Source organism: Streptomyces altiplanensis, assembly GCF_053591575.1.
Genome location: NZ_JBSFUB010000063.1, coordinates 1 through 25,662, shown reverse-complemented (window position 1 = coordinate 25,662; position 25,662 = coordinate 1). Strand labels below are relative to the sequence as shown.

Annotated in this window: 19 protein-coding genes and 1 pseudogene; 6 read left to right on the top strand and 14 right to left on the bottom strand. The window is 73.1% G+C overall.

Annotated elements, in window-relative coordinates:
• The first annotated feature begins 37 nt into the window (after positions 1-37).
• Complete coding sequence (locus ACWD0Y_RS24450; protein ID WP_450262453.1) at positions 38-1,687, top strand: amidohydrolase; 1,650 nt, start codon at positions 38-40, stop codon at positions 1,685-1,687.
• Here ACWD0Y_RS24450 and ACWD0Y_RS24445 read toward each other — a convergent pair.
• The gene (locus ACWD0Y_RS24445; RefSeq protein ID WP_450262452.1) at positions 1,682-2,773 is read right to left on the bottom strand and encodes a magnesium and cobalt transport protein CorA; all 1,092 of its coding nucleotides are present in this window, start codon (positions 2,771-2,773) and stop codon (positions 1,682-1,684) included. The two genes, ACWD0Y_RS24450 and ACWD0Y_RS24445, sit on opposite strands and share 6 nt — an antisense overlap.
• Positions 2,774-3,161: 388 nt before the next feature.
• Here ACWD0Y_RS24445 and ACWD0Y_RS24440 point away from each other — a divergent pair, with 388 nt between their 5' ends.
• Positions 3,162-4,658 (top strand): UDP-N-acetylmuramoyl-L-alanyl-D-glutamate--2,6-diaminopimelate ligase, encoded by a 1,497-nt coding sequence (locus tag ACWD0Y_RS24440; protein WP_450262451.1) that lies wholly within the window; start codon positions 3,162-3,164, stop codon positions 4,656-4,658.
• A 33-nt stretch (positions 4,659-4,691) separates the two neighbouring features.
• On the opposite strand, the gene ACWD0Y_RS24435 is transcribed toward ACWD0Y_RS24440, so the two are convergent.
• The gene (locus tag ACWD0Y_RS24435) at positions 4,692-5,663 is read right to left on the bottom strand and encodes a glycoside hydrolase family 16 protein (protein ID WP_450262450.1); all 972 of its coding nucleotides are present in this window, start codon (positions 5,661-5,663) and stop codon (positions 4,692-4,694) included.
• Positions 5,664-5,798: 135 nt separating this feature from the next.
• Here ACWD0Y_RS24435 and ACWD0Y_RS24430 point away from each other — a divergent pair, with 135 nt between their 5' ends.
• Entirely contained in the window at positions 5,799-6,773 is a 975-nt protein-coding gene (locus ACWD0Y_RS24430) for a DUF4331 family protein (RefSeq protein ID WP_450262449.1), read from the top strand.
• Here ACWD0Y_RS24430 and ACWD0Y_RS24425 read toward each other — a convergent pair.
• Genes ACWD0Y_RS24425 through ACWD0Y_RS24415 form a run of 3 tightly spaced genes read right to left on the bottom strand, consistent with a single transcriptional unit; the run spans position 6,770 to position 9,442 of the window.
• On the bottom strand, positions 6,770-7,033 hold the full coding sequence (locus ACWD0Y_RS24425) for a hypothetical protein (protein WP_450262467.1): 264 nt from the start codon (positions 7,031-7,033) through the stop codon (positions 6,770-6,772). The two genes, ACWD0Y_RS24430 and ACWD0Y_RS24425, sit on opposite strands and share 4 nt — an antisense overlap.
• Positions 6,945-8,948 (bottom strand): bifunctional sugar phosphate isomerase/epimerase/4-hydroxyphenylpyruvate dioxygenase family protein, encoded by a 2,004-nt coding sequence (locus tag ACWD0Y_RS24420; RefSeq protein WP_450262448.1) that lies wholly within the window; start codon positions 8,946-8,948, stop codon positions 6,945-6,947. Before ACWD0Y_RS24420 ends, ACWD0Y_RS24425 begins: the two co-directional genes overlap by 89 nt.
• Positions 8,906-9,442 carry a type II 3-dehydroquinate dehydratase gene (locus ACWD0Y_RS24415; RefSeq protein WP_450262447.1) on the bottom strand — a complete coding sequence of 179 codons (537 nt, stop codon included), beginning with the start codon at positions 9,440-9,442 and terminating at the stop codon, positions 8,906-8,908. Before ACWD0Y_RS24415 ends, ACWD0Y_RS24420 begins: the two co-directional genes overlap by 43 nt.
• A gap of 256 nt (positions 9,443-9,698) precedes the next feature.
• On the opposite strand from ACWD0Y_RS24415, the gene ACWD0Y_RS24410 reads away from it, so the two are divergent.
• The gene (locus ACWD0Y_RS24410; protein WP_450262446.1) at positions 9,699-13,190 is read left to right on the top strand and encodes a phosphodiester glycosidase family protein; all 3,492 of its coding nucleotides are present in this window, start codon (positions 9,699-9,701) and stop codon (positions 13,188-13,190) included.
• An 81-nt stretch (positions 13,191-13,271) separates the two neighbouring features.
• Here the strand turns inward: ACWD0Y_RS24410 and ACWD0Y_RS24405 are convergent, their stop codons facing one another.
• The 3 genes from ACWD0Y_RS24405 to dhaK are packed head-to-tail and all read right to left on the bottom strand — an operon-like array spanning position 13,272 to position 15,367.
• A complete protein-coding gene (locus ACWD0Y_RS24405; protein WP_450262445.1) occupies positions 13,272-13,700 on the bottom strand; it encodes a PTS-dependent dihydroxyacetone kinase phosphotransferase subunit DhaM in 429 nt (142 codons plus the stop codon).
• Positions 13,697-14,317 (bottom strand): dihydroxyacetone kinase subunit DhaL, encoded by a 621-nt coding sequence (gene dhaL / locus ACWD0Y_RS24400; RefSeq protein WP_450262466.1) that lies wholly within the window; start codon positions 14,315-14,317, stop codon positions 13,697-13,699. The genes ACWD0Y_RS24405 and dhaL overlap by 4 nt, the downstream gene beginning before the upstream one ends.
• Positions 14,318-14,374: 57 nt before the next feature.
• Entirely contained in the window at positions 14,375-15,367 is a 993-nt protein-coding gene (gene dhaK / locus ACWD0Y_RS24395; RefSeq protein ID WP_450262444.1) for a dihydroxyacetone kinase subunit DhaK, read from the bottom strand.
• A 166-nt stretch (positions 15,368-15,533) separates the two neighbouring features.
• On the opposite strand from dhaK, the pseudogene ACWD0Y_RS24390 reads away from it, so the two are divergent.
• Together ACWD0Y_RS24390 and ACWD0Y_RS24385 are read left to right on the top strand one after the other, a co-directional pair.
• Positions 15,534-16,062, top strand: a pseudogene (locus ACWD0Y_RS24390) (phosphatase).
• Between the two features lie 253 nt (positions 16,063-16,315).
• On the top strand, positions 16,316-20,023 hold the full coding sequence (locus ACWD0Y_RS24385; RefSeq protein ID WP_450262443.1) for a S8 family serine peptidase: 3,708 nt from the start codon (positions 16,316-16,318) through the stop codon (positions 20,021-20,023).
• A gap of 157 nt (positions 20,024-20,180) precedes the next feature.
• On the opposite strand, the gene ACWD0Y_RS24380 is transcribed toward ACWD0Y_RS24385, so the two are convergent.
• The 6 genes from ACWD0Y_RS24380 to ACWD0Y_RS24355 all read right to left on the bottom strand — a co-directional run.
• A complete protein-coding gene (locus ACWD0Y_RS24380) occupies positions 20,181-21,185 on the bottom strand; it encodes a Rieske 2Fe-2S domain-containing protein (protein WP_450262442.1) in 1,005 nt (334 codons plus the stop codon).
• Between the two features lie 2 nt (positions 21,186-21,187).
• Complete coding sequence (locus ACWD0Y_RS24375; RefSeq protein ID WP_450262441.1) at positions 21,188-21,412, bottom strand: recombinase-like helix-turn-helix domain-containing protein; 225 nt, start codon at positions 21,410-21,412, stop codon at positions 21,188-21,190.
• A gap of 43 nt (positions 21,413-21,455) precedes the next feature.
• Positions 21,456-22,391, bottom strand: a complete 936-nt coding sequence (locus ACWD0Y_RS24370; protein WP_450262440.1) for a PDR/VanB family oxidoreductase — start codon at positions 22,389-22,391, stop codon at positions 21,456-21,458.
• Positions 22,392-22,439: 48 nt separating this feature from the next.
• Positions 22,440-24,065 carry a thiamine pyrophosphate-binding protein gene (locus ACWD0Y_RS24365; protein WP_450262439.1) on the bottom strand — a complete coding sequence of 542 codons (1,626 nt, stop codon included), beginning with the start codon at positions 24,063-24,065 and terminating at the stop codon, positions 22,440-22,442.
• A 9-nt stretch (positions 24,066-24,074) separates the two neighbouring features.
• Entirely contained in the window at positions 24,075-24,863 is a 789-nt protein-coding gene (locus tag ACWD0Y_RS24360; protein ID WP_450262438.1) for an SDR family oxidoreductase, read from the bottom strand.
• Between the two features lie 19 nt (positions 24,864-24,882).
• The coding region (locus ACWD0Y_RS24355; protein WP_450262437.1) for an SDR family oxidoreductase at positions 24,883-25,662 on the bottom strand (780 nt) is incomplete at its 5' end.

The following is a 25,662-nucleotide window of genomic DNA, read 5'->3' as shown; positions in this document are numbered from 1 at the left end:
ACCCGTACTTTCCGCACCACCCCAGGAGTTCACCCTCATGACCCGCACCACCCCCGCCGACCTGGTCCTCGTCAACGCCCGCATCCACACCGTCGACCCGCGGCTGCCCCGGGCGCAGGCGCTCGCCGTACGCGACGGGCGCATCGCCTGGCTCGGCGCGGACTCCGAAGCCGCGCGGTGGACCGGACCGGACACCGAGATCATCGACGCGGGCGGCCGGCTGGTGCTGCCCGGCTTCATCGACGCCCACAACCACGTCAGGCTCGGCTCCGACGACGCCTGCGTCCAGCTCGCCGGGGTCCGTACGCTCACCGGCATCCACGAGCGCATCCGCGCCTGGCACACCGCCCACCCCGGCGCCGACTGGATCGAGGCCGAAGCCTTCGACTACTCCGCGATCCCCGGCGGCCGGATGCCGCGCGCCGAAGACCTCGACCCCGCCACCGGCGGCACCCCCGCCTTCGTCCTCAGCTACGACGTCCACACCGCCTGGCTGAACACGGCGGCCCTGCGCCGCCTCGGCATCGAAAAGGGCCGTACGAGCCTGCCCTTCGGCGAGGCCGAGACCGACCCCGGGACCGGCGAACCCACCGGATTCATCAAGGACTTCGCCGTCAAGGGCCTCTCCCGCGACGGCCACCGCGCGCTGCGCGCCCTCGGTGTGCCCTGGGCGTCGCCCGACCGGCAGTACGGGCGCCTCGCCCAGAGCCTCGACGACGCGATCGGGTACGGCATCACCACCGTCGTCGAGCCGCAGAACTCCCTCGACGACCTCGCCCTCTACGAGCGGGCCCGCACCGAGGGCCGGCTCCGCTCCCGGATCGTCGCGGCCCTCTTCCACCCGCGCGGCACCACCGACGCCGACCTCGACGACTTCGCCGCCGCCCGCCGCTTCGACGACGACCGGCTGAGCGTCGGCCCGCTCAAGCTCTACATCGACGACGTCGTCGAACCCCGCACCGCCGCCCTGCTGGAGCCCTACACCGGCTGCGGCCACCACCGGGGCGACACCTTCTACCCGCCCGAGGAGTTCGCCGAGCTGCTGACCCGGCTGGACGCGCGCGGCTTCCAGTGCTTCGTCCACGCCACCGGCGACCGCGGTATCCGTACCGTCCTCGACGCCGTCGAGCGCGCCCGCGCCGCCAACGGCCCGCGCGACGCCCGCCACCAGGTGGTCCACGTCGAGTGCCTCGACTCCGAGGACACCCCGCGCTTCGGGGAACTGGGCGTGGTCGCCTGCATGCAGCCGCGCCACTGCGCCCCGGAGATCGCCGGGCCCGGCAAGGACTGGGCCGAGAACGTCGGCGAGGGCCGCTGGCACAAGGCGTGGCCGATGCGCAGCCTCCACGAGGCCGGCGCGGTACTCGCCTTCTCCAGCGACTGGAACGTCGCCGAGATGGACCCGATGGTGGGCATCTACACCGCCGTGACCCGGCGCCCCCTCGGCGGCGGCGAGCCCTGGATGCCCGGTGAGACGGTCGACGTGGAAACCGCCGTGCACGGCTACACCATGGGCTCGGCGTACGCCAACTTCCTTGAGGAAGAGCGGGGTTCACTGACCGTGGGCAAGCTCGCCGACTTCGTCGTCCTCTCCCGCGACATCCTGGCCGTCGCACCCGAGGACATCCCCGGCACGGTCGCCGAGACCGTCGTGGTGGGCGGCGAAGTGGTGGTCACGGCGTCATAGCCAGCCGTTGCGGCGGAACGCCCGGTGGATCGTGAAGCAGGCGGCGGCCATGACGGCGAGGGCGAGCGGGTAGCCGTACGTCCAGCGCAGTTCGGGCATGTGGTCGAAGTTCATGCCGTAGACACCGCAGATCATGGTCGGTACGGCGATGATCGCCGCCCATGAGGTGATCTTGCGCATGTCCTCGTTCTGGACGATCGTCACCTGCGCCAGGTGGGCCTGGAGGATCGAGTCGAGCAGGCCCTCGAAGGCGGCGATCTGCTCGGCGGTCCGGGACAGGTGGCCGGCGACGTCCCGGAAGTACGCCCGGATCTCCGGGCCCACGGCCGGCATGGGCTCGGTGGCCAGCAGGTGCAGCGGGCGGGCCAGCGGCGCCACGGCCCGCTTCAGCTCCAGGAGCTCACGCTTGAGCTGGTAGATCCGGCCCGCGTCGCCGCGCCCCGCCGACTCGCTGAACACCGCGGTCTCGACCGCGTCGATGTCGTGCTGCACGGCCTCGGCCACCGCGAGGTAGTCGTCCACCACGTGGTCGGCCACCGCGTGCAGCACGGCGGCGGGGCCCATGGCCAGCCGCTCGGGCGCCGACTCCAGCACCTCCCGGAGCGGGCCCAGCGAGCCGCGGCCGCCGTGCCGGACGGTGATGACGAAGTCGGGGCCCGTGAACACCATGAGATCGCCGGTGTCCACGATCTCGCTGGTGGCGGTGAGTTCGGCGTGCTCGACGTAGTGGACGGTCTTGAAGACGGCGAACAGCACGTCGTCGTACCGCTCGACCTTCGGCCGCTGATGTGCCTGTACGGCGTCCTCGACGGCCAGCGGATGGAGCTCGAACAGCGCGGCGAGACCGGCGAACTCCTCCTCGGACGGCTCGTGCAGCCCGATCCAGACGAACCCCTGGCCGGCCTTGCGGACCCGTCGCAGGGCCTCCTCGGCCGGACAGTCGTCGCCGGGCCGGCGCGCGCCGTCCTCGTAGACCACGCAGTTGACGACCGCACTGCCGAGCGGGGACCGGGTGGGGTGGCTCAGGTCCACGCCCGGGCGGTAGGCACGGCGAACCGCCCGGCTGAGAGTGCGGATCAGCGGCATGGGGTGCTCCTTCGGCGAATCGGCGGCCAGTGTGCCACCGGGGCCCCGGCCCCCTCCACAGGGGGTGCTGCGGACCGGTCCCGGGGCCGTACACTCCTGAACATGGATCGCACATGTGGAGTCGAGGAGTGCCTGTGCCGGGCCGCTCACGCCCTGTGCCGGGCCCTGCACGGCCACGGCTAGCGATTTCCCTCCCCGGCGGTGCCCGGGTGCTGCCCGCCGATTCCTGATCCGGCCTTTTCCACCACTGCTTCCCGCAGTGCGCGCAGCCCTCCCCACCCCCCCCCTTTTTTCCATACCCCTCTTTCTCTTTTTCCCCTTCTTGCGGCCCGCTGCTGTCCACCCCTGCGCGCGGGCCGGCCGTCGCCGTACCCCCGAGAGGACCCCTGTGAAGTTGAGCGAGTTGCTGGCCGGCCATGACCACGAGGTCCTCGAAGGGGATCCGGAGACGGTGATCACCGCGGGCACCTGCTTCGACGCCCACCGGGCCACGCCGGGCACCCTGTTCATCGCCGTGCCCGGGCACGACGGCGGCGGTCCCGAGGCGGTCGGCCCCGCACTCGCGCGCGGCGCGGTGGCGGTGCTCGTCGACGGCACGGACCAGGGCTCCGACGCATCGGTGGCCGCTGCCGCGGCCGCTGTCGCCGCGGGGGCCTGTGTCGTACGCGTGCCGGACGTCAGGAAGGCCGCCGCGGCCCTCGCCTCCCGCTACTACAGCGAGCCCGGGCGGGCCATGGACATGGTGGCCGTCACCGGCACCAACGGGAAGACCTCTGTCTCGTACATGGTCGAGTCCCTGCTGCGGATCGCCGAGGGCGCCGAAGTGGGGGTCATCGGGACGGGCGGCAGCCGGATCGGGGACGAGGTGATTCCCATGCCGAGGTCGGTGCTGACCACGCCGGAGTCGCCCGACTTCCAGTACCTGCTGGGGCGCATGCGGGACCGCCGGGTGACCACCGTGGTCCTGGAGGCGACCTCGATGGGGCTGCTGACGCACCGGGTGGACGACTCGTTCATCGACGTGGGGATCTTCACCAACCTCACCCAGGACCACCTGGACGACCACGGCACCATGGAGAACTACCGGGACGCCAAACTGCGCCTCTTCCAGGGGCTGTGCCGGCGCGCGGTCGTCAACGTCGACGACGCGGTGGGCGCCGGGATCGTGGCGATGATGCCGGGTGCGGTGACGACGTACGCCCTCGACGCGGAGGCCGACTACCGGGCGACCGGCCTCACCACGGACGGTCACGGCACGCGGTTCACCCTCCATCACGACGGCCGCGCGTACCCGGCGGCGATCCCCGTCCCCGGCCGGTTCTCGGTCGCCAACGCGCTGGCCACCGTCGCCGCCTGCCATGTGCTGGGGCACGATCTGGCGGGTCTGGTCGCCGCGCTGGACCGGATGCCGACGGCCCCCGGCCGCTTCGAACGCTTCGAGACACCGGGCGGCACGTCCGTGATCGTGGACTACGCGCACTCCCCGGACTCGCTGGAGAAGGTCCTGACCACCATCCGCGACTTCGCCAAGGGCCGGGTCGTCACCGTCTTCGGCTGTGGCGGGGACCGCGACACCACCAAGCGCGCCGAGATGGGCGAGATCGCCGGGACCCACTCCGACCTGTGCGTCCTGACCTCGGACAACCCCAGGAACGAGAATCCCGAGGACATCCTGGACCAGATCACCCCCGGTCTCCTGGCGACCGGCACACCGTTCGAACGGTACGCCGACCGCCGCAGCGCCATCGCCCACGCGCTGTCCGTCACCGGGCAGGACGACATCGTGCTGATCGCGGGGAAGGGCAGCGAGCCCTACCAGATCGTCGGGGAGCGGCTGATTCCGTTCAGCGACATGGCCACGGTGCGCGAACTCACCGGGGCGTAGCCGGACGCGGGCGGCGCGGCACCGCCCGCGGACTCAGTAACCCTCCCGCTCGTCCTCGTCCTCGTCCTCGTGCGCGGCGCCCTCGCCCTCGTACGCGTAACCGGCGACCCAGGTGATGTCGAGCTGCGCCGACGAGCCGGGCGCGGCGGGCGGTCCGTACAGCGCGCTCTCGTTCTGCAGGATCCAGGACAGCGGCCCGGACGGTACGCCCCGCGTGCTCGACCCGACGAGCGCGCCGTCCAGGTAGTAGCGGATCTCGTCCGGCGTCCACTCGACGGACGTCGTGTGCCAGTCCGTCCAGCGGGCTCCGGTGGCGAACATGTCCTGCCGGCCGCCGTCGCACGGGTGGGTGAACGCCGTGATCGTGTCGGTCCAGTTCTGCTCCGGATAGTCGATCTCGCACCCGTCCCCGTACCAGAGGTGCGCCGACTTGTAGCCGGGCGCGGCCTTCACCACCCGGAACCGCTCGCTGAACTTCCCGTACGTCTGCTCCATCAGCTTCTTCGGGACGACCGCGGCGGCATGGACGGGCCCGCCGTCCTCGGGCCGCCACATCCGGATGCTCATCCGGCCGTCGCCGTTGCCGGCGGGGCCGACGCTGACGGTGTCCTCCGGGTGGTAGGCACCGCCGACGGACCGGACGGAGTTCCCGTCGGCGCCGGACGTCGCGGTGTCCTGCCAGCCGCTCGGATACGCCCACCACTCGTCCCGGTAGGTGCCTTCCAGGCCGGCGCAGTACGCGTCCTTCGTGTCCGCGTGGTGGTCGCAGTCGCTGAACGATCCGAGCGGCACCGTGTCCCCGTTGAAGTTCTCGGCGAAGACCTGCCGGAACGGCCCGCAGTCGCCGCGCGGCATGCTGTCGCCGACGGTGCGGCAGGCGTCCTGCGAGGACGTGACCGCGTCCGACGCGGGCATCAGCCAGGCGAGCAGGAAGGACACCGAGGCCAGCGCCAGCGCGGCGGGCAGGAGACGGCGCCGTGGCCGCCGGTGCGTGGGTACGGTCATGGGCCCGGTCCTCCAGATGCGTGTTCTGGACGGTGCGCCCCATACCGTACGGGGGCGGCGCCCCGCCGTACACCGCGCGCACGTATGGCGGGCGCCACCGTGCGCCGGAGGGGCCGGGGGCGGAGGGTGGGAGACATGTCTCATCACCTCAGCGGGCCGGACCTGCGGTCGCCCATGGACGATGCGCGACTGGACCTGACGGACCTGTTCGTGTTCACGGTGCCGGGCGAGCGCACCGTCCTGGTCATGAACGTGCACCCGCTGGCCCCGGCCGCGGGCGCGGCGTTCCATCCGGACGCGGTCTACCGCGTCAATGTCGACGTGGACGGCGACGACCTGGCCGATGCGGCGTTCAGCTTCGTCTTCTCCCCGCCCCGCGACGGGCAGCAGACCGCGACCGTGTACTGGGCGACGGGGGCGCTGGCCCGCATCCCCGAACCCGGCGGGCAGCAGATCTTCACCGACGTGCCGGTCTCCTCCGGGGTGGAGCCCCGCGTGGCCGAGGCCGGGCCCTACCTGTTCTTCGCCGGTCTGCGCAGCGATCCGTTCTTCGCCGACCTCGACGGCATCCTCAAGGACTTCCAGTGGACCGGGGTGGACTGGGGGGCCGACAAGAACGTCCTCTCCATCGTGCTGGAGGTCCCGAGCGACGAGCTGTGCCCCGACCCCCTCATCGGAGTGTGGGCACGGGTGAGCCTGTGGCAGGACGACCGGCTCAAGTCCGTCGACCGCGGCGCCCACCCCTCCCTGACGGCGTACTTCAACGCGGACGAGGCGAAGGAGGCGTACAACGAGGGGGAGCCCGTCCACGACTGGGACACGTACCACGACGCGTGGCGGGAGGTGCTCCGGCACACCGGCGGCTACGACGCCCAGGCCGCCGAGGAGGTCCTGCTCACGGTGCTGCCGGACATCCTGCGTTTCGACCGCGACCTCCCCGCCGCCTACCCCAACGGCCGGACGCTCACCGACGACGTCACCTCCGCCCGGCTGGCCATGGTCTCGGGCGGGAGGGTCGCCGGCGACCACATCGGCCCGCACACCGACCTGCTCCTCGACTTCCCCTACCTGGGCGCGCCGCACCCCGACCCGGCGACGGCGCCCGGCTAGGCCCGGGTCCGTGACCGGCCCGTCCGGTCACGTGCCCGGGCGGCGCGCCCCTTCGGGGCGGTGAGGCCGCGGCCGAAGAGGGCCTCGAAGGTGTGCTGGGCGGCGCTGTGGAAGACACGGAACGCGCTGGTCATCATGTGTACGCCGATGGCGTCGGCCGAGGGGAGGAAGTCACCGCCCGCGCGCCCCGCCTCCGGGATCCGGCTGGCCGGGCCGGGCGCGGGCGTACCGGGGTTCGCGACCGCCGGCGACGTGCGGATGCGCTCCGCCCGGCGGATGTTCTCGGTGCTCACCAGCTGTGGGGCCGGCCGCGAGGTCATGGGGCTCCACCGGCCGACGGGTTGACGCCCCGTCCCATGGCGCGGGCCGGTCGCCGTCCGGAGCGGTGGCGGGCGCGAAGGCGTGCTGGGCGGCGAGCCGCACAGGGGTGTTGGCCAGGCCGAGACCGCGGTAGCCGCCGATGCGCTGCACGACCTCGAAGAAGACCCGGCCGACGGTGACGGTGCAGAGGTGCAGGAACTCACCGCCGTCGTCGGCCCTGTCGTACAGCAGCCCGAGCTCGCGCAGTTCCCGGTGGCGCGTCTCGCCCAGGTCGAAGCGGGCCCGCAGGTCGTCGTAGTAGTTGTCGGGGACGGGCAGCAGTACGTCGTCGGGCAGGGCCCGGAGCCGGCGCGCGGTCGCGACGATGTCGTCGTCGGCCAGCGCGATGTGCTGCCCCGGCAGGTCCCGCGCGCCGACGTGCGCGATGTCGAGCACGAGGCGGACCGTGCCGGTGGCGTCGGACATGGCGCGGCTGCGCAGCAGACCGTACGGATCGGCCACTTCGACGCTCTCGTGCGGCCGCAGGCCGAGGACCGAACGGTAGAACAGGGCCGCCTCGTCGAACTGGTCCCACGGATGGCTCAGCGCCACGTGGTCGATGCGGCTGATGTGGCCCGCGGGCGGCGTCGCCGGATCGAAGTCCTCGCGCCAGGCCGGCTGCCCGGCGTCGCAGAAGAACAGTTCGGTGCCGTCCGGCGCCGCGACGGCGTCGAGCGGCGCCTCGTCGGGGGCGTGGTGGCGGGGGAGTACGGGCGAGAGCAGGGACTCGGCGCGCGCGACGCAGAGCGCGGGGTCCGGGAACTCCAGGCCGATGGCCACCAGGGAGGTGTCGACGGGGCTGTCGGGATGGGTGCGGTCGAGCAGGATCCTGGCCCGGCCCTGCTCCCACAGCTCGACCGGCTTGGTCGCGTGCTGTCCCGTACGGGCGAATCCCAGCGCACCGAGCAGCCCGCCGAGGCGGTGGTGGTCACGGGTGGCCAGCTCGGCGAAGGCGAAGCCGTCGGGCTGCACGGGGCGGGGGAGGGGCGAGCCGGTGCCGAGCACCTGGGCGACGGACTCCTCCAGCGCGATCAGGGACCGCATGGCGTCGACGGCCGTCCGCCCGGTGTCCGCCTGCCGGAAGCCGTCGTTGAAGATCTCCAGTGACAGCGGGCCCGCGTAGCCGGTGCGCAGGACGTGGGCGAGCAGCCCGGCGAGGTCGAAACCGCCCTGCCCGGGGAAGCAGCGGTAGTGGCGGCTCCACCGGAGTACGTCCATGGCGAGCAGTGGGGCGTCGGCGAGCTGGAGGAAGAAGATCTTGTCGCCGGGGATGGCCTCGATGCTGCCGGGGTCCGAACCGCGCGACAGGATGTGGAAGCTGTCCAGACAGATGCCCAGGTTCGGACGGCCGGCCATCCGCACGATCCGCCAGGCGTGCGGATACGTGTCGACGTGCCGGCCCCAGGCCAGCGCCTCGTACGCGATCCTGATGCCGTGCCCGGCCGCCCGTTCGGCGAGCAGGCGCAGCTGCTCGGCGGCGAGCGCGTCGTCGTCGACGGCGCCGGGGGAGACGTTCGAACAGACCAGCAGTGTGCCGGCGCCGAGCCGCTCCATCACCCGGAACTTGTGCTCGGCCCGCCGCAGATTGTCCGCGAGCCGGTCGGGGGCGACCGCCTCGAAGTCGCGGAAGGGCTGGTAGAGGTCGATCCCCAGCCCCAGCCCTTCGGCTCGCTCGCGGATCCGCTCGGGCGGCAGCGGGCAGCCGAGCAGGTCGTTCTCGAAGATTTCCACGCCGTCGAACCCGGCCCGGGCGACGGCCTCCAGCTTCTCGGTCAGACAGCCGCCGACGGAGACGGTGGCGATGGACTTGCGCATGAGGGGCTCCTGCCTGGACGGCGACGAGGTCGGCCTTGGGGGGGGGCGGGCATCCCGGCCGGGCCGGGCTCACGTCCGGTGGACAGCCGGAAGGCGTGCGCGGCCTGGAAGACGGCCATGCCGCCACCATCCAGGGTGCGCCTCCCCGGGGCGCGCGCCTCGCCCAGCAGCTCCGTGCCGAGCGGCCGGTGGACCACACCGGCGGCCCGGAGCCCTGGGTGCGGCGGTGCGGCGGGGAGGGGGAGGTCCGGGTGGCGTGCCATGCCGATGGGCGTGGCACGCGCCGGCCCGTGGACCCCGGCGCCGCAGATCGTCGCGTCGCAGACCTCCGCCACGCGGGACCGGTGCCGGTACGGCTCGCGCCGCTGGATGCGGGTGAGGCGCTCCCCGACGACCAGCGCGTCCACCGTCGCGGGGGCGTCGCGCAGGGCGACCGAGGTGCGCGTGTACCCGGCCGCGTCGACGACGAGCGCGGCGGCGCCGGCCGGCGCCACGCCCGGAGGCCCACGGGTCCGCCGGCGCCCCGGGCCAGGCGTTGCCGCCTCGGTGGTCACCGGGTGACCGCACACCGCGCCCGACGGTTCCCCGCGCCTTCCGGCCGGTGGCGCGGATCCGATCCCTCGTCACCCCGTCGGTACCGCATGTTCTCCACGAGGTCCCCGTCGACCCCTGGTAGGTCGGTGTACGCGCGGCAATGCTGTGGCGGCAGCGTGCAGTGCCCGTTCAACCGACCACTTCCCAGGAGGATTTATGGGCCTTGGCACATTCGGCACCCTCGGACGGCCCGTCGTGCTCCTCGCGACGGTGACCGCGCTGACCGCCGGGGCGATCGCCCCCGCGGCCGCCGATACGACCCCCGACCCCCGCCCCCGCAACTCCGCGGAAATCCTCCGGCCCGTCGCGCCGCCGCCCGCGAGCACCCCGGCCGGCAGCCCCAGATCCGTCGTCGACGGCGACGGCATCGAGACCGCCCGCAGCGCCCGCCCCGTCGCCCCGGGCGTCCGCCTCGGTTCGTACGACCGCCTCGAATCCGACAAGTGGCTTCGCGTCGACACGCTCTCCGTCGACCTCGACGGCAGCGGCGTACGCGCCGACTACCTCCACTCCGGCAAGGTCTCCGACCGCCGTTCGGTCTCCGAACTCGCCGCCGCGCACGACCCGGGCGCGGGCCGCCGCACCGTCGCCGCCCTCAACGCGGACTTCTTCGACATCAACCAGACCGGCGCTCCGCAGGGCCCCGGCATCAAGGACGGCAGGACTGTCCACTCCCCGGCCCCGGGCACCAACCGGGCCGTCGGCATCGGCCCCGGGAGCGCGGGCCGCGTCCTCCGGCTGTACTTCGAGGGAACCCTCACCCTGCCCGCCGGGACACACCCCCTGGCGTCGTACAACGCGGCCAACGTGCCGGCCGGGGGAGTGGGGGCGTACACCTCCGGCTGGGGCACGGCCGACCGCGCCCTGACGGTGGACGCCGCGACTCCCGTCGCCGAAGCGGTCGTACGGGACGGAAAGGTCGTCGAGGTGACGGACCGGCCCGGCACCGGGCCCATCCCCGAGGGCACCACGGTCCTCGTCGGCCGTGAGGCCGGGGCGGCGGCCGTCGAGGCGCTCGAACCGGGCGACCCGGTGGAGACGGAGTACCGGGCGCGCACCGACAGCGGGCCCGTGCCGCGCACCGCCGTCGGCGGCCGCGAACTGCTCGTCGTGGACGGCGTACCGCAGAACCACGACGGCCAGGGCAACAACGCCGCCGCGCCCCGCACGGCCGTCGGCTTCTCCAAGGACGGCAGCGAGATGCAGGTGATCACCGTCGACGGCCGCCAGGCCGACAGCGGCGGCGTCACCCTCACCGAGCTCGCCCTGATGATGAAGCGCGCCGGATCGCACAGCGCGCTGAACCTCGACGGCGGCGGCTCGTCGACCCTGATCGCGCGCGAACCCGGCAGCGACGCGCTCCAGGTGGAGAACAGCCCGTCCGACGGCAGCGAACGCACCGTACCCAACGGCCTCGCCCTCACCGCCCCCGACGGCAGCGGACACCTGCGCGGCTACTGGGTCGAGACGCGTACGCCGGCCGGCAGCGCGCCCACCGCGGACCCCGTCGTGGGCGGCCACCCCGAACGGGTCTTCCCCGGCCTGACGCGCCGGCTCACCGCCGCCGGTCACGACGAGACGTACGGCCCGGCGGACGGAGAACCGCGCTGGCACAGCGCCCGCGCGTCCGTGGGCCAGGTCGACGACGACGGGCTGTTCACGGCGCGCCGCAGCGGCACCGTACAGGTGCGCGCGCACCGGGGCCCCGCCGAAGGCGGCATGCGGCTGACCGTCCTCGACGACCTCGCCCGCATCGAGCCGACCACGCGGCGCGTGGGGCTGGCGGACGGGGAGGCGAGCGGCACGTTCGGCATCGTCGGGTACGACGCCCACGGCACCAGCGCCCCGGTGGAACCGCGTGACGTGACGCTCGACTACGACCGTTCGCTCTTCGACGTCCGTGACGACGGCCGGGGCAGCTTCACCGTCACGTCGCACACCGGCAGCGGCGCCGCGGGCCGGATCAAGGCCGCCGCGGGAGGCGTCGTCACCGAACTGGCCGTCAGCGTCGGCCTGGCCGAGCAGGCGGTGTCCGCGTTCGACGACGCCGCGTCCTGGACCTTCGCCCAGGCCCGCGCGAGCGGCTCGGTCGCGGCGGCCCCCGAAGGCCACACCGGCACCGGGCTGAAGCTCACGTACGACTTCACGCAGTCGACGGCGACCCGCGCCGCCTACGCCAACCCGCCGCAGCCGGTCACCGTGGCCGGCCGGCCCCAGTCCTTCACGATGTGGGTCAAGAGTGACGGCAAGGGGGCCTGGCCGACGCTGCACCTCAAGGACGCGGCCGGCTCCGACCAGTTGCTGCGCGGCCCGTTCCTCACCTGGACCGGCTGGCGGCAGGTCACCTTCGCCGTACCGCCGGGGGCGGCGACGCCGCTGAGGGTGCACCGGTTCTACCTGGCCGAGACGGCGGCCGCCAAGCAGTACACGGGCGAGATCGTCATCGACACGCTGACGGCACAGGTGCCGCCCACGGTCGACCTGCCCGAGCAGCCCGTCCCGGCCGACCCGCTCGTCGACTCCGCGGCCGAAACGCAGGGCCGGGACTGGCAGTTCGCGGTGATGTCCGACGCCCAGTTCGTCGCCCGCGCCCCGGACAGCGCCATCGTGGCGCAGGCGCGCCGTACGCTGCGCGAGATCAAGGCGGCGAAGCCGGACTTCCTGGTCGTCAACGGCGACCTCGTCGACGAGGGCTCACCGGCCGACCTCGCCTTCGCCCGCCGCGTCCTGACGGAGGAACTGGGCGACGCCCTGCCCTGGTACTACGTCCCCGGCAACCACGAGGTGATGGGCGGGAAGATCGACAACTTCGTCGCCGAGTTCGGCCCGGCCCACCGGACGTTCGACCACGAAGGCACCCGCTTCGTCACCCTCGACACGTCGAGCCTGAGCCTGCGGGGCGGCGGCTTCGCGCAGATCAAGAACCTGCGCGCGCAACTCGAAGCGGCGGCGAAGGACGAGCGGATCAGCTCGGTCGTCCTGGTGGAACACGTCCCGCCGCGCGACCCGACCGTGCAGAAGGCCAGCCAGCTGGGCGACCGCAAGGAGGCGGCGCTGATCGAGGGATGGCTGTCCGAATTCCGGCGTACGACCGGGAAGGGCGCGAGCCTCATCGGCAGCCACGTGGGGGTCTTCCACGCCGCGCACGTCGACGGGGTCCCGTACCTGGTCAACGGCAACTCCGGCAAGGCGCCGGCGGGGCCGCCGGACGAGGGCGGCTTCACCGGCTGGTCGCTGGTGGGCGTCGACAAGGTCTCACGCGCCGGACAGGAGGCGGCCCGGAAGCGCCCCTGGGCGGGCGGCCCCGACTGGATGTCGGTCCAGACCCGCGCCCACGTGGACGCCCTGGCACTCGACGCGCCCTCCGTACTGGCCCCCGGCCGCAGCGCGGCCGTGGCGGCGGCCGTCATCCAGGGCTCGCGCCGGGTCCCGGTCGCCTTCCCGCTGAGCGCGGACTGGACGGGCTCCCCGGATCTCCACATCGGGTCCGCGAAGGACGCCCGCCCCCGCCACACGGCGGCCTTCGACCCGGCCACGGGAACCCTGACGGCGCTGCGGCCGGGCACGGTCGCTCTCGCGGCGACGGTCAACGGCACGACACAGCGGGCCGAAGTCCGTATCGCGGCGTCGGCCGCGGACAGCGCATGACCTGCGACACGGGACGGTAGTTTCGCCCCAGGGGCGGCGCCCGGGGCGGGTTTTCCCCGGCCCCGGGTGCCTCCCCCTCCCTCACACCTTGCGGTAGTCGTACGCCTCCCCGGCCGCCGCCTCCACCGCGTCCAGATCCGCGCCCGCGGACGCGGTGACCACCGCGGCCACCGCACCCTCCACGAACGGCGCGTCCACCAGCCGTGTCCCGTCCGGCAGTTCGTCGCCCTCGGCCAGCAGCGCCTTCACGGTGAGCACCGCACTGCCCAGGTCGACCAGCACGGCGACGCCCGCGCCGCCGTCGACCGACCTGGCCGCCTCCGCGATCAGCTCCGAACTGGTGCCGAGCCCTCCGTCGGGCGTACCGCCCGCGGCCGCCACCGGCGCGGTGTCCTTGCCTCCCGCGAGTCCCTTCGCCAACTCGGCGACGGACGCCGCGACCGACGCGCTGTGCGAGACGAGCACGACCCCGACCGGCCTCTTCCCACTCGCCCCGTTCTCCCCGCTCACGCGGCCCCCTCCGCGGAATCGGCCGTGTCGGCGAGCGCGCCGATCAGCAGCGCCGACGACGTCGCGCCCGGGTCCTGGTGCCCGATGCTCCGTTCCCCCAGATAACTCGCCCTGCCCTTGCGCGCCTGCATCGGTACGGTCGCGAGCGCCCCCTCGTCCGCCGCCGTCCGCGCCGCGCCGAACGACAGCGACTCGCCGAGCGCGCCGACCGCCGGGATCAGCGCGTCCAGCATCGTCTTGTCCCCGGCCTTCGCCCCGCCCAGCTGCGCCACCGCGTCGACGCCCGCACGCAGCGCCTCGGCGAGCTGCCCGGGCGTCACCTCGGCCTCGTCGCCGAGCGCCTTGCCCGTACGCCGCAACAGCGTCCCGTACAACGGCCCGGACGCCCCGCCGACGGTCGAGATCAACTGCCGCCCCGTGAGCGCCAGTACGGCACCGGGCGCGGCGGGCTGTTCCTTGTCCAGCGCGGCGGCGACGGCCGCGAAGCCGCGTTGCAGGTTGCTGCCGTGATCGGCGTCGCCGATGGCCGAGTCCAGTTCGGTGAGGCGGCCGGCCTCGCGGTCCACGGCGGCCGCCGCGGCGGACATCCAGCGACGGAAGAATTCGGCGTCGAGCACCAGCACAAGGTCTCCTTCTCGCGATCGTTCGATGGTCACGTGTTCCATGCGTACGTCTCAGCGCCCCCAGCGCAGCGCGGCGGTCTCGACCGGCGCGTCCCACAGGCGCAGCAGTTCCTCGTCCACCTGGCAGAGCGTCACCGAGCAGCCCGCCATGTCCAGCGAGGTGACGTAGTTCCCGACGAGCGTGCGGGCCACGGTGACACCCCGCCCGGCCAGCACGCGCTGCACCTCGGCGTTGAAGCCGTACAGCTCCAGCAGCGGAGTGGCGCCCATCCCGTTGACGAGTACGAGCACGGGCCGCGTCGGCCGCAGGTCCTCCAGCACCGCGTCGACCACGAAGTCCGCGATCTCGCCCGAGGTCATCATCGGCCGCCGCTCCCGGCCCGGCTCACCGTGAATGCCGATGCCCAACTCGAGCTCGCCGGGCGGCAGATCGAAGGTCGGGGACCCCTTCGCGGGCGTGGTGACGGCGCTGAGGGCGACCCCGAAACTCCGGGAGGACTCGTTGACCTGCCGCGCGACGGCCGCCACCCGGTCCAGCGGTGCGCCCTCCTCGGCGGCGGCGCCCGCGATCTTCTCGACGAAGAGCGTCGCGCCCGTACCGCGCCGGCCCGCCGTGAAGAGGCTGTCGGTCACGGCGACGTCGTCATCGACGACGACCTTGGCGACCTGGACGCCCTCGTCCTCCGCCAGCTCGGCGGCCATGTCGAAGTTGAGCACGTCGCCGGTGTAGTTCTTGACGACGAACAGCACCCCCTGCCCGCTGTCGACCGCGGCCGCGGCCCGCACCATCTGGTCGGGAACGGGCGACGTGAACACCTCGCCGGGACAGGCGGCGGACAGCATCCCGGGCCCGACGAATCCCCCGTGCAGCGGTTCGTGCCCGCTGCCCCCGCCCGACACGAGGCCCACTTTGTCCGCGACGGGCGCGTCGCGCCGTACGACGACACGGTTCTCCACATCGACCGTGAGCTGGGGGTGCGCGGCGGCCATTCCGCGCAACGCATCCGCGACGACCGTCTCTGCCACGTTGATGAGCATTCTCAACGGTATCTCCGATCAAGATTGTCAGGCAGGCCCTGAGTAATGACTTTGCAGGTCGGATACTGTTTCGCGCGTTGTCGGTCCTGGTGGGCCACGGCGCCCGGCGGCGGCTTCCGGCGGGGGTGCATGTGCTCGCTCCTCTCCACTGCGCGTCTGGCACGACCACGACGTGACCGGTGACCTGGTGCGGCCCGGCCCCAGGAAGTACGTCCTGTTCGATGTCGACGGTACGTTGATCGACGCCGTGGTCAACCAGCGCAGGGTCTGGGAAATGTGGGCGGAGCGACACCGGCTGGACGCGGACGAGGTCCATCGGGTGGCGCTGTGGACGCGCCCGACGGAGACCTTCGCGCAGGTGGCTCCGGACCGGGATCCAGCGGAGTGCCTGACGGCGCTGCACGAACTGGAGGACGAGGACGTCCGGTCCGGCGTCTGTACGGCCTTCGACGGTGCGCCGGAGCTGCTGGACGCCCTGCCTGCTGGCCGCCGAGCGGCTGGGCGCTGAACCCCGGGACTGCCTGGTCATCGAGGGCGCTCCCTCCGGAGTCGAGGCGGGGCTGCGGGCCGGTATGACGGTGCGGGGGGTCAACGCCGCGGTCGCGGTGGCCGGCGTGCACCGTCACTTCGGGACCCTGCGCGAGGCGGTCCCCGAGATCCTCGCCTTCGCCCGCTCGGAGGCGTCGGCCGCAGTGGGGTGATCACGGTGCGGCCGGTGTGACGACGGCCGGAACACCGCGGCGGCCATGCCGAGGACGCGAACAGAGCGCCGCTGACACGTCATGGAGGTCCGGGCGGCCGGCCGTTGCGCGACATGTCCGTAACGGTGGCAGTGGCGGTTCCCCGCCATGTCGGTTATCCGCCAAGTGATGGTGTCCCCAAGCAACTTGTCAGCCCCGAGACTCTTCGCAGCACCCGGAGACATCCCACCACCGGGCGCACGAGGAGAGACAGATGACGAGAGCTCCCGTGAGACGTGGAGCCCGGATGGTGGCAGCCGGGCTCTCGCTCGTACTGCTTCCCACCGCACAGGCCGCTGCCGCAGGCGGTACGGGCGGCGCCGGCCGTGAAGCCGCCGCGGCACCCCGGTCCCCAGTGGCCCGAGCCGCGCATACGGTCACCCTGATCACCGGCGACAAGGTGACCGTCACCGATCTCGGGGGCGGGAAGAAGAGCGTCGCCGTGGAGCGCCCCGAGGGCGCCACCGGGGCGGTCCGCAGCCGGGTCACCGGCAGCCGGATCACCGTCGTGCCCGACGAGGCACGCCCCTACCTCCGTACCGGGCTCCTCGACCAGCGGCTCTTCGACGTCAGCGCGCTGATCGAGCAGAGGCTCGACGACCGGTCCGCCGGCGGCCTGCCGCTGATCGTCACCTACGACGGAAAGAGCCGCTCCACACCGCACGGCGCCGAGCGGGTCCGGGCCCTGCCGAGCATCGGCGGCGCCGCCGTCGACGCGGTGAAGTCGAGGGAGTTCTGGCGTACGGTCGCCGACGGCGCGGGCAGCCGCGGCGCCTTCTCGGCCGGGGTGCGCAAGATCTGGCTCGACGGCCGGGTCGAGGCGGCCATGGCCGACAGCAACGCCCAGATCGGCACCCCCGAGGCATGGGACGCGGGACTCACCGGCAAGGGCGTCAAGGTCGCGGTCCTCGACACCGGTGTGGACGCGCAGCACCCCGACCTCCAGGGGCGGATCAGCGCGTCCAAGAGCTTCATCGAGGGCGAGGAAGTCGCCGACCGCAACGGTCACGGCACACACGTCTCCTCCACCGTCGGAGGCAGCGGCGCGGCGTCGGACGGCAAGGAGAAGGGCGTCGCGCCCGACGCGGACCTCGCCGTGGGCAAGGTGCTCAGCGACGAGGGCTCCGGCTCGGAGTCGCAGATCATCGCCGGTATGGAGTGGGCGGCGAAGGACGTCGACGCGAAAATCGTCTCCATGAGCCTCGGCTCCCAGGAGGGCACCGACGGCACCGACCCGATGGCACAGGCCGTCAACACCCTCTCCAAGGACACCGGCGCCCTGTTCGTCGTCGCCGCGGGCAACTCCGGCGCCCCCGGCACCATCGGCTCGCCCGGCTCCGCCGACTCCGCGCTGACCGTCGGCGCGGTCGATTCCGCCGACGAGGCGGCGTACTTCACCAGCCGCGGCCCGCGCACCGGCGACAACGCCCTCAAGCCGGACCTGTCCGCTCCCGGCGTCGGCATCCTCGCCGCACGCTCGCGGCTCAGCGGCGGTGAGGGCCCGTACACGGCCATGAGCGGTACGTCGATGGCGACCCCGCACGTCGCCGGCGTGGCGGCCCTGCTGGCGCAGAAGCACCCCGACTGGACGGGGCAGCAGCTCAAGGACGCGCTGATGAGCACGTCCGCGCACCTCACGGCGTCCGCGTACACGCTCGGCGCCGGCCGGGTCGACGTGCCCGCCGCCGTGGACGCGGCCCTCACCGCCACCGGCAGCGCCGATCTCGGCTTCCACGGCTGGCCGTACGAGGAGAACGAGCCCGTCACCCGCACGGTGACCTACACCAACTCCTCCGACCGGCCGGTCACCCTGGACCTGTCCGTCGAGGGCACGCCCGAGGGCGTCGCCACCCTCGCGGACTCCACCCTCACCGTGCCCGCGAACGGCTCCGCGCGGACCACCGTCACCGGCGACGGCAGCGGCGCGCCCGTCGGCAACGTCTCCGGCCGGATCGTCGCCACCAGCGCCGGCCGGGCCGTCGCCCACACGGCCGTCGGCATGGTGAAGGAGGAAGAGCGCTACAGCCTCACCGTCCACGTCAAGGACCGCGACGGCGCTCCGGCCCCGGCCTGGCTCGGTGTCCAGCGCCTCGCCGCCGGACACGACCCCTTCCCGGCCACCGTCGGGGAATCGGGCACCGTGGAACTGCGGCTGCCCCCCGGCACGTACACCGTCGACACCTTCCTCGACGTGCGCGGCGCGGGCGGCAAGGACTCCCTGGGCCTCGGCTTCCTGACCGACCCCGAGATCGTCCTGGACCGCGACCGGGAGATCACCCTGGACGGCCGGAAGCTGAGGGAGGTACGGGCCGCGGTCGACCGCCGTACCGAGACCCGTCAGGTGCTGATGGAGTTCAGCCGCGAGGCGGGCGGGGCGTCGTACGGCGGAGTGGTGCAGGTGCCGCCCACGTACGACAGCGTCTTCGCCGCGCCCACCCGCGAGCCGGCCACCGGCACGTTCGAGTACCGGACCGTCTGGCGGCTCGGCAAGCCGATGCTGGACGTCACGGCGGGGGGCCACCGGCTCGGCGGAACCCGTGTGCAGGCCGGCACGGCCGTACTCGACGGGAAGCAGCGCCTGGACATCGTGGACGCGGGCGCCGGCAGCCCGGCCGAGTACGCGGACAAGAACGTCCGCGGCAAGGCCGTCGTCGTACGCCACACCGGCGCGGTCAGCCCGGCGCGGCTCGCCCAGAACGCGCAGGACGCGGGCGCCGAGGCCCTGTTCGTCACCGACGACGAGCCGGGCAGGCTGATGGAGTGGTTCGGCACCGAGGCGTACGAGGACCGGCCGCTGCACGTCGCGACGGTCGACGCGGCCGACGGCGCCCGCCTGACCGAGGCCGCCCGCCGCGACCGGCGGGTGGAGCTGACCGGCACGCAGTACACGCCGTATGTGTACGACCTGTCGGAGGGCCACCCGGGATCGGTGCCGGACGAGGATCTGACGTACCGGCCCGGAAAGCGCGAACTGGCCGTACTGGACACGGAATTCCACGCCGCGAAGGCGGCCGACGGCAGCGACTTCCGCTACTCGGTCACCGACACCTTCCCCGTCGGGTTCGGCTTCCAGGAGAAGGCCGCGTTCCCCGCCGAGCGCACCGACTACGTCAGCACCGGCTCCGGCCAGCGCTGGCACGAGTCGGTCACCAACGGCCCCGGCGCGATCGAACAGCGCAGCGGTACCCCGGCCTACCGGGGCGGCGTCCGCTCCGAGCTCAACTGGTTCAAGCCCGTCCTGCACCCGTGGCTCGGCACCGGTCTCGGCTGGGGCCAGCAGCGCAGCGGAAACAACCTGATGTTCAACACACCGGGCTGGGGCGACTCGGGGCCGGACCACACCGGCTTCGGCGACGTGTGGAGCGACGACTCGATGACCCAGTCCACCGAGGTGTACGCGGGCGGCGAGCTGGTCGACCGCAAGACGGGTTCCGGGGCGTACGCCTGGGACGCGGACCCCGCCGAGCAGACGTACAGAGTCGTCACCGACACCACCCTGGACCCGGACCGCTGGCGGTTGTCCACCAGGGGCCACGCGGAGTGGACGTTCCGCTCCAAGGAGACCCCCGCCGGCCGGCTCACCGTCCTGCCGCTGCTCAACCTCGGCTTCGACGTGGACACCGGCCTGACCGGCGACGTGCGGGCGGGCAAGCGGCTGGAGCTAGGGATCTTCTCCGAGTACGTCAGGAAGGCGGAAGGCACCGGGAAGATCGGCGGCGGCACGCTGGAGGTGTCCTACGACGACGGCGGGACGTGGACCAGGGTCGGACTCGACGGCGTACGCGGCAAGCCCGCGGCCTGGGCGGGCTCGGTCCGGGTGCCGCATGACGCGGAGTACATCTCGCTGCGGGCCTCGGCGGCCGACGACCGGGGCGGTTCGGTGCAGCAGGAGATCATCCGCGCCGTGGGAGTGACGCAGTAGAAGGGACCCCGCGCACACTGGCCCGGGACGGCTCACGCCGCACCGGGCCAGTGTGCGCGGGGCGGACCGCGGTGCCTCCCCGCGGACGCGGCGCCGCAACCGTCCGCGCGACTCGGCGGTGCTCAGCCCCAGCGCCTCCGGCACCGGTCCCCCGCCCTCACGACCGGGCTTCGGCCGCGGCCCGGTACAGCCGGCGCAGCCGCACCACACCGAGGTCGTGCTGGTAGAGGTTCTCCCGCTGGTCGGCGTCCGCGGGCATGGCCTCCAGCATGACGCGGTCCTGTTCGAGGACGTCCCAGTGCCTCTTCTCGATCAGCGTCTTGTACAGGAAGCGCCAGGAGTCGCGCTGCCAGTCCTGGACCTTGCGGTACCGCCAGAAGAAGACCCCGGTTCTGTGCGCGTCCACCGGGCAGACCATCCCGACGATGCCGAACGGGCCGCCGGGGCCCGCGGAGGGCGGGTACGGGATGGACAGGTCCACCCAGTCCACACCGGTGCGGCACAGCTCCACCCAGTCGAAGTTCACGCCCCGCTGGTCGGTCTTCTCGAAGAAGTAGCCGCGGTCGGTCTCGCGGATGCGGAACTTGGCGGTGGTGTCGCCGTCGGACATCGTGTGCGACTCGTGGTGCAGGAAGGCCCCGTGCATCGGGTCGAGGAGGTTCTCCACCGCGTACCGCCACGGCACGTTCCACTCCGCGTAGCACAGGAACGCGTCCGTCCGCGGGTCGGTGAGCGGCTCGGGCAGGGTCAGCGGCACCGGCTCGGGGTGCTCCTCGTCGCCGAAGTACGCGAGCACCGCGCCCGCGACCTCCCGCACCGGCAGCGAAGTCACCAGTTTCTTGCCCTCCAGGTTGCAGCCCGGCAGCCCCGGCACGGACGAGACCGTGCCGTCCGTCTCCACCTCGACGCCGTGGTACCAGCACGCGACACGGTCGCCCAGGTGCTTGCCGAGGGAAAGCGGCGCGCCGCGGTGCGGGCACCGGTCGGCCAGCATTGAGAGGGTGCCGTCGGAGCGGCGGAAGAGGAGCCACTGCTCGCCGAGCGCGGTGACCTTGCGCATGGCGCCGGGGGCGACGAAGTGCGAGGGGACGACGGCGTGCCACTGGTTGCGCAGGCCGTTGGCGTAGATGTGGTCCGCGGATGCGGTGGTCGACAGCGTCATGGTCAGGCTCCCAGTCGGTGCATCTCGGCACGGAAGGACTGCTCGGTCCACGGCTGCCCGTCGGGGGCGTGGACCCGGCGGGCGTTCAGCCCGCGTACGACGTCGGCCAGTTCGTGGCCCTCGTCCGTGTAGACCTCCTCGAGCGTGGCGGCCAGCTTGCAGGCGTACGGGCTCGGCTCGTGCGTACGGCTCTGGTGGACTTCCAGGTACGGCCAGGTGTCGGTCACGGTGTCTCCAGTACGGGAGGGAGCAAGGGGGAGGGGGGAGGGGTCACAGGTCGAGGACGAGCCGGGCGGACGCGCACCGCGAGACGCAGATCATCATCGTGGCGTTCGCGGTGTGCTCGGCCTCGCTGAGCAGGAAGTCGCGGTGGTCCGGGGCGCCGTCGAGCACCCGGGTCTCGCAGGAGCCGCAGATGCCGTCCCGGCACGAGCTCCGCACGTCCAGCCCGGCGGCCTCCGCGGCCTCGAGTATCGATGTGCCGGCGCCGACGTCGAGCGTCACCCCGGAGGCACGGCACTCGACCTCGAACCCCGCGTCGTCTCCCGTACGCTCCACCACCGGGGCCGCGAAGCGCTCCAGCCGCAGCCGCTGCGCCGGGCAGCGCTGCTCGACGGCGGTCAGCAGCGGCTCGGGGCCGCAGGCGTACACCAGGGTGTCCCCGGGCAGCCCGGCAAGAGCGGCGTCCAGGTCGATGTGACCGTGCTCGTCCTGCGGTACGACGACGACGTCGCCGTCCAGCGCCGCGAGTTCGCCGGTGAACGCCATCGAGCCGCGGGTGCGGCCGCCGTACACCAGCCGCCATGCGGCGCCGCGGCGGGACGCCTCCCTGGCCATGGCCAGCAACGGCGTGATACCGATGCCGCCTGCGACGAAGACGTAGCCCTCGGCGTCCTCCAGGGCGAAGTGGTTGCGCGGCTCCGAGACGGTGACCTGCTGGCCGGGGCGGAGCACGGTGTGCACATGGCGGGAACCGCCGCGCGAGGCGGGCTCGTTCAGCACGCCGATCCGGTAGACGCCGGCGGACTGCGGGTCGCCGCACAGGCTGTACTGCCGTGTGTGGCCGCCCACCTGGACATCGAGATGGGCTCCCGGCGTCCATGCCGGCAGCGGCTTGCCGTCCGGATGGACCAGCTCGACGGAGAGGACACCTTCCGCCTCCCATGTCATGCGGTGGACGACCAGCCGCAGGGAGTTCTCACTCATGACCTGCTGCCTCCTGACTGTCTTACGGGAAGGGCGTGCGGGAAGGGCCTACTGGCCGGGGATCCGCACGGGCGGGGTGAACGGGTTCTTCATCGGGCCGAGCGCCGCGAGGTCGACCTCGACGAGGACCGGCCCGGCGGAGCCGACCGCCTGGCCGATGACGGGAGCCGCGTGTTCCTCCGCGGAGATCCGCAGGTACGGCAGTCCGCAGGCGCGTGCCAGCAGCTCGAAGTCCGGGGTGACCAGGTCCACGCCGGAGCGGCGCTCGCTGTAGCGGTCCTGCATGTTGCGCAGCACCCCGTAGCCGCCGTCGTTGAAGACGATCAGCGTGAGGCGGGGCCGTTCCTGGGCGACGGTGAGGAGTTCGCCGAGGTGTACGGCGAGACCGCCGTCGCCGGCGAGCACGACGGTGGGCGCGTCCGGCCGGGCGAGCGCCGCGCCGATGCCCATGCCGAGCCCCTGTCCGATGCCGCCGCCACGGGGGAAGACGTTGTCCCGGGGGTCGTACATCTCCAGCAGGCGGTTGCCCCAGCTGCTGGAGGGGATGGTGACGTCCCGTGCGACGACCGCCTCACGGGGGAGCACGGCCCGGATCGCGTCGCAGATCGCGGCCTGCGGACCGATGCCGTCGTGCAGGTCTGCCCGTACCTCGGTACGTACGGCCGCGACGCGCTCGCTCCAGCCGGTCTCGGCGGGCCGTGCGTGCGGCAGCAGAGCGGTCAGCGTGGCCGACGCGTCACCGTGCAGGGCGTGGTGGACCGGGTACACGCGGCCGAGCGCGGCGGCGTCGATGTCGATCTGGAGGTGCGCCGCCGGGAGCCGCAGCGTGTAGTCGGCGGTCTCGTTGGAGCGGAAGTGCGTGCCGACCGTGACCAGCAGGTCCGCGTCGTCGAGCAGGGCGCGCACGGCCGCGGTGGTGGCGAAGTTGCCGATGACCTGCTCGTGGTCCTCGGGTACCGCGCCACGGCCGGAGTTGGACGTGATCAGTCCCGCCCCGGTCGCCGCGAGGAGGGCGGCGAGTTCCGTACGCGCCGTCGCGACGCCTCCGCCGGCCCAGACCAGCGGACGGCGGGCGGAAGCCAGGAGGGCGCCCGCGGACGCCAGTTCGCCCTCCGTGGGGGCGGGGACGGCGGACGCGGGGAGCTCGGCGGGCTCGTCGGTCTGCGCCGCGTACTGGAGGTCGACCGGCCACTCGACGCTCGCCGGGCCGCCCGGCGCCGCCAGCGCGCTGCGGGCCGCCTCGCGCAGGATGCGGCCCGCCTGCTCCGCGTCCGGCACGCTCGCGGCGTACGCCGAGACGGCGGTCAACATGCCGAGCTGGTCCTTCGTCTCGTGGATGAAGCCCCGGCCGCTGCCCAGGAATTCGCTCTCCACCTGCCCGGTGACGTGCAGCACCGAGCTGCCCGCGCTGAGGGACTCGATCAGCGATCCGGCGGCGTTGCCCGCGCCGGTGCCGGTCGAGGTGAGCGCGCAGCCGAGGGCGCCGCGGGCACGCCCGTAGGCGTCGGCGGCGTTCACGGCGGACGCCTCGTGCCGCACGGGAACGAAGCGCAGTTCCCGGTCGACGGCCTCGACGAGCGGCAGGTTGTGGACACTGACGATGCCGAAGACGGTGTCGATGCCGAGTTCCCGCAGGACGGCGACGAGGAGATCGCCTCCGTTGTCGTAACGCATGGTGTCTCCTCAGAGGATGGAGCGGCCGATTCCGCCGCAGACGTCGATGCTGGTGCCGGTGATGTACGAGGCGCGGGGCGAGAGCAGCGCGACGACCGCGTACGCGACCTCGTCCGCCCGGCCGAGGCGGCCCAGGGCGACTCCCCGGTCGGCGGCCAGTTCCGCCTGCCAGTCCTCGTACGTCATGCCGGACTCCGCGGCGGCGTGGCGGCGGGCCCACTGGCCGGTGTCGACGAGGCCCAGGCAGACGGAGTTGACCCGGATGCCGTCGGCGGCCAGTTCGGCCGACAGGGACTTGGAGAGGTTGAGGATGCCGGCGCGGGCGGCGCTGGTGGTGATCAGGCGGGTCTCGGGCTGTTTGGCGAGGACCGCGTTGATGTTGACGATGCTCGCCGCGTCCGATGCGGCGAGGTACGGGCGGGCGGCGTGCAGCGGGTTCAGCACCCCGGCGAACTTCAGCTCCAGCTCGTCGCGCCAGTCCTCGGCGGTCGAGTCGTCGAGCCCCTTCATCCGGGACTGTCCCGCGTTGTTGACCAGTCCGTCGATGACGCCGAACTCCCTGGCCGTACGCCGGACGAAGCCGTCCACGGCATCGGCGTCCCGTACGTCGCACACCCCGGTCAGCAGCCGGTCGCGCCCGGCGCCGAGCCGGTCGGCGACCTCGGCCAGCCGGCCGGCGTCGCGGCCGCAGGTGGCGACGCGGGCGCCCTCGTCGAGCAGGGCGCGGACCGTGGCCAGGCCGACGCCCGAGCTGCCGCCGGTGACCACGATGGTGCGGTCGGCGAGGCCCAGATCCATAACTCGGTATCTCCTGTGGTCAGTTCATGGTGAAGCCGCCGTTGACGGCGATCACCTGTCCGGTCAGATAGCGGGACTCCTCGCCGAGCAGGAACGAGACGATCCCGGTGAGGTCGTCGGGCTGCTGCGGCCGTGAGATGGCCCGGTTCGCGCGGTAGAGGCCGTGCCGCTCGGCGGGCACGGTCTCGGTCGCCTCGCACTCGGTCAGCCCGGGGGCGACCGCGTTCACGGTGATCCCCCTGTCGCCCAGCTCACGGGCCATCGCCCGGGTCAGGGCGATGACCGCGCCCTTGGAGGCGATGTAGTGGGCGAGGCGCTCGGAGCCGTACAGGGCGGCGTCCGAGGCGATGTTGACGATCCGGCCGGGCGCGGCGAAGAGCGGGTACAGCGCCTTCGACACCAGCCAGGGGCTGCGGGCGTTGACCGTCATCAGCCGGTCCCACACCTCGATGTCGATGTCCTGGAACTCCTTGCCGCCCACGCCGTTGGCCAGCGCCGCGTTGTTGACCAGGCCGTACAGCGGGCCCAGGGCCCGTACGGCGGCGGCGAGCGCGTCCACCGACGCGGGGTCGGCGACGTCGCAGCGCACGAAGTGGGCGTCGACGCCCTCGGCGCGCAGTTCCGCGACGGCGCGCTCGCCCCGCTCCGGCTCCAGCTCGGCGACGACGACCCGGAAGCCGTCGGCGCCGATCCGCCGGGGGGGGGGCCGGCCCCCGGCCCGGGCCCCCCCCGGGTCCGCGGCGGGGGGGCCGCCGGCCGGGGGGGCCGCCGGGGCGGGGTCGGGAGCCCCGGGGGGTGC

Excerpts from the sequence above, each read along its gene's own strand:
- ACWD0Y_RS24365 (WP_450262439.1), bottom strand. The coding sequence starts at position 24,065 with ATGCGTTACGACAACGGAGGCGATCTCCTCGTCGCCGTCCTGCGGGAA.
- ACWD0Y_RS24420 (WP_450262448.1), bottom strand. The coding sequence starts at position 8,948 with ATGCGCAAGTCCATCGCCACCGTCTCCGTCGGCGGCTGTCTGACCGAG.
- ACWD0Y_RS24385 (WP_450262443.1), top strand. The coding sequence starts at position 16,316 with ATGACGAGAGCTCCCGTGAGACGTGGAGCCCGGATGGTGGCAGCCGGG.
- ACWD0Y_RS24380 (WP_450262442.1), bottom strand. The coding sequence starts at position 21,185 with ATGACGCTGTCGACCACCGCATCCGCGGACCACATCTACGCCAACGGC.
- ACWD0Y_RS24360 (WP_450262438.1), bottom strand. The coding sequence starts at position 24,863 with ATGGATCTGGGCCTCGCCGACCGCACCATCGTGGTCACCGGCGGCAGC.
- ACWD0Y_RS24445 (WP_450262452.1), bottom strand. The coding sequence starts at position 2,773 with ATGCCGCTGATCCGCACTCTCAGCCGGGCGGTTCGCCGTGCCTACCGC.
- ACWD0Y_RS24370 (WP_450262440.1), bottom strand. The coding sequence starts at position 22,391 with ATGAGTGAGAACTCCCTGCGGCTGGTCGTCCACCGCATGACATGGGAG.
- ACWD0Y_RS24430 (WP_450262449.1), top strand. The coding sequence starts at position 5,799 with ATGTCTCATCACCTCAGCGGGCCGGACCTGCGGTCGCCCATGGACGAT.
- ACWD0Y_RS24435 (WP_450262450.1), bottom strand. The coding sequence starts at position 5,663 with ATGACCGTACCCACGCACCGGCGGCCACGGCGCCGTCTCCTGCCCGCC.
- ACWD0Y_RS24450 (WP_450262453.1), top strand. The coding sequence starts at position 38 with ATGACCCGCACCACCCCCGCCGACCTGGTCCTCGTCAACGCCCGCATC.
- ACWD0Y_RS24410 (WP_450262446.1), top strand. The coding sequence starts at position 9,699 with ATGGGCCTTGGCACATTCGGCACCCTCGGACGGCCCGTCGTGCTCCTC.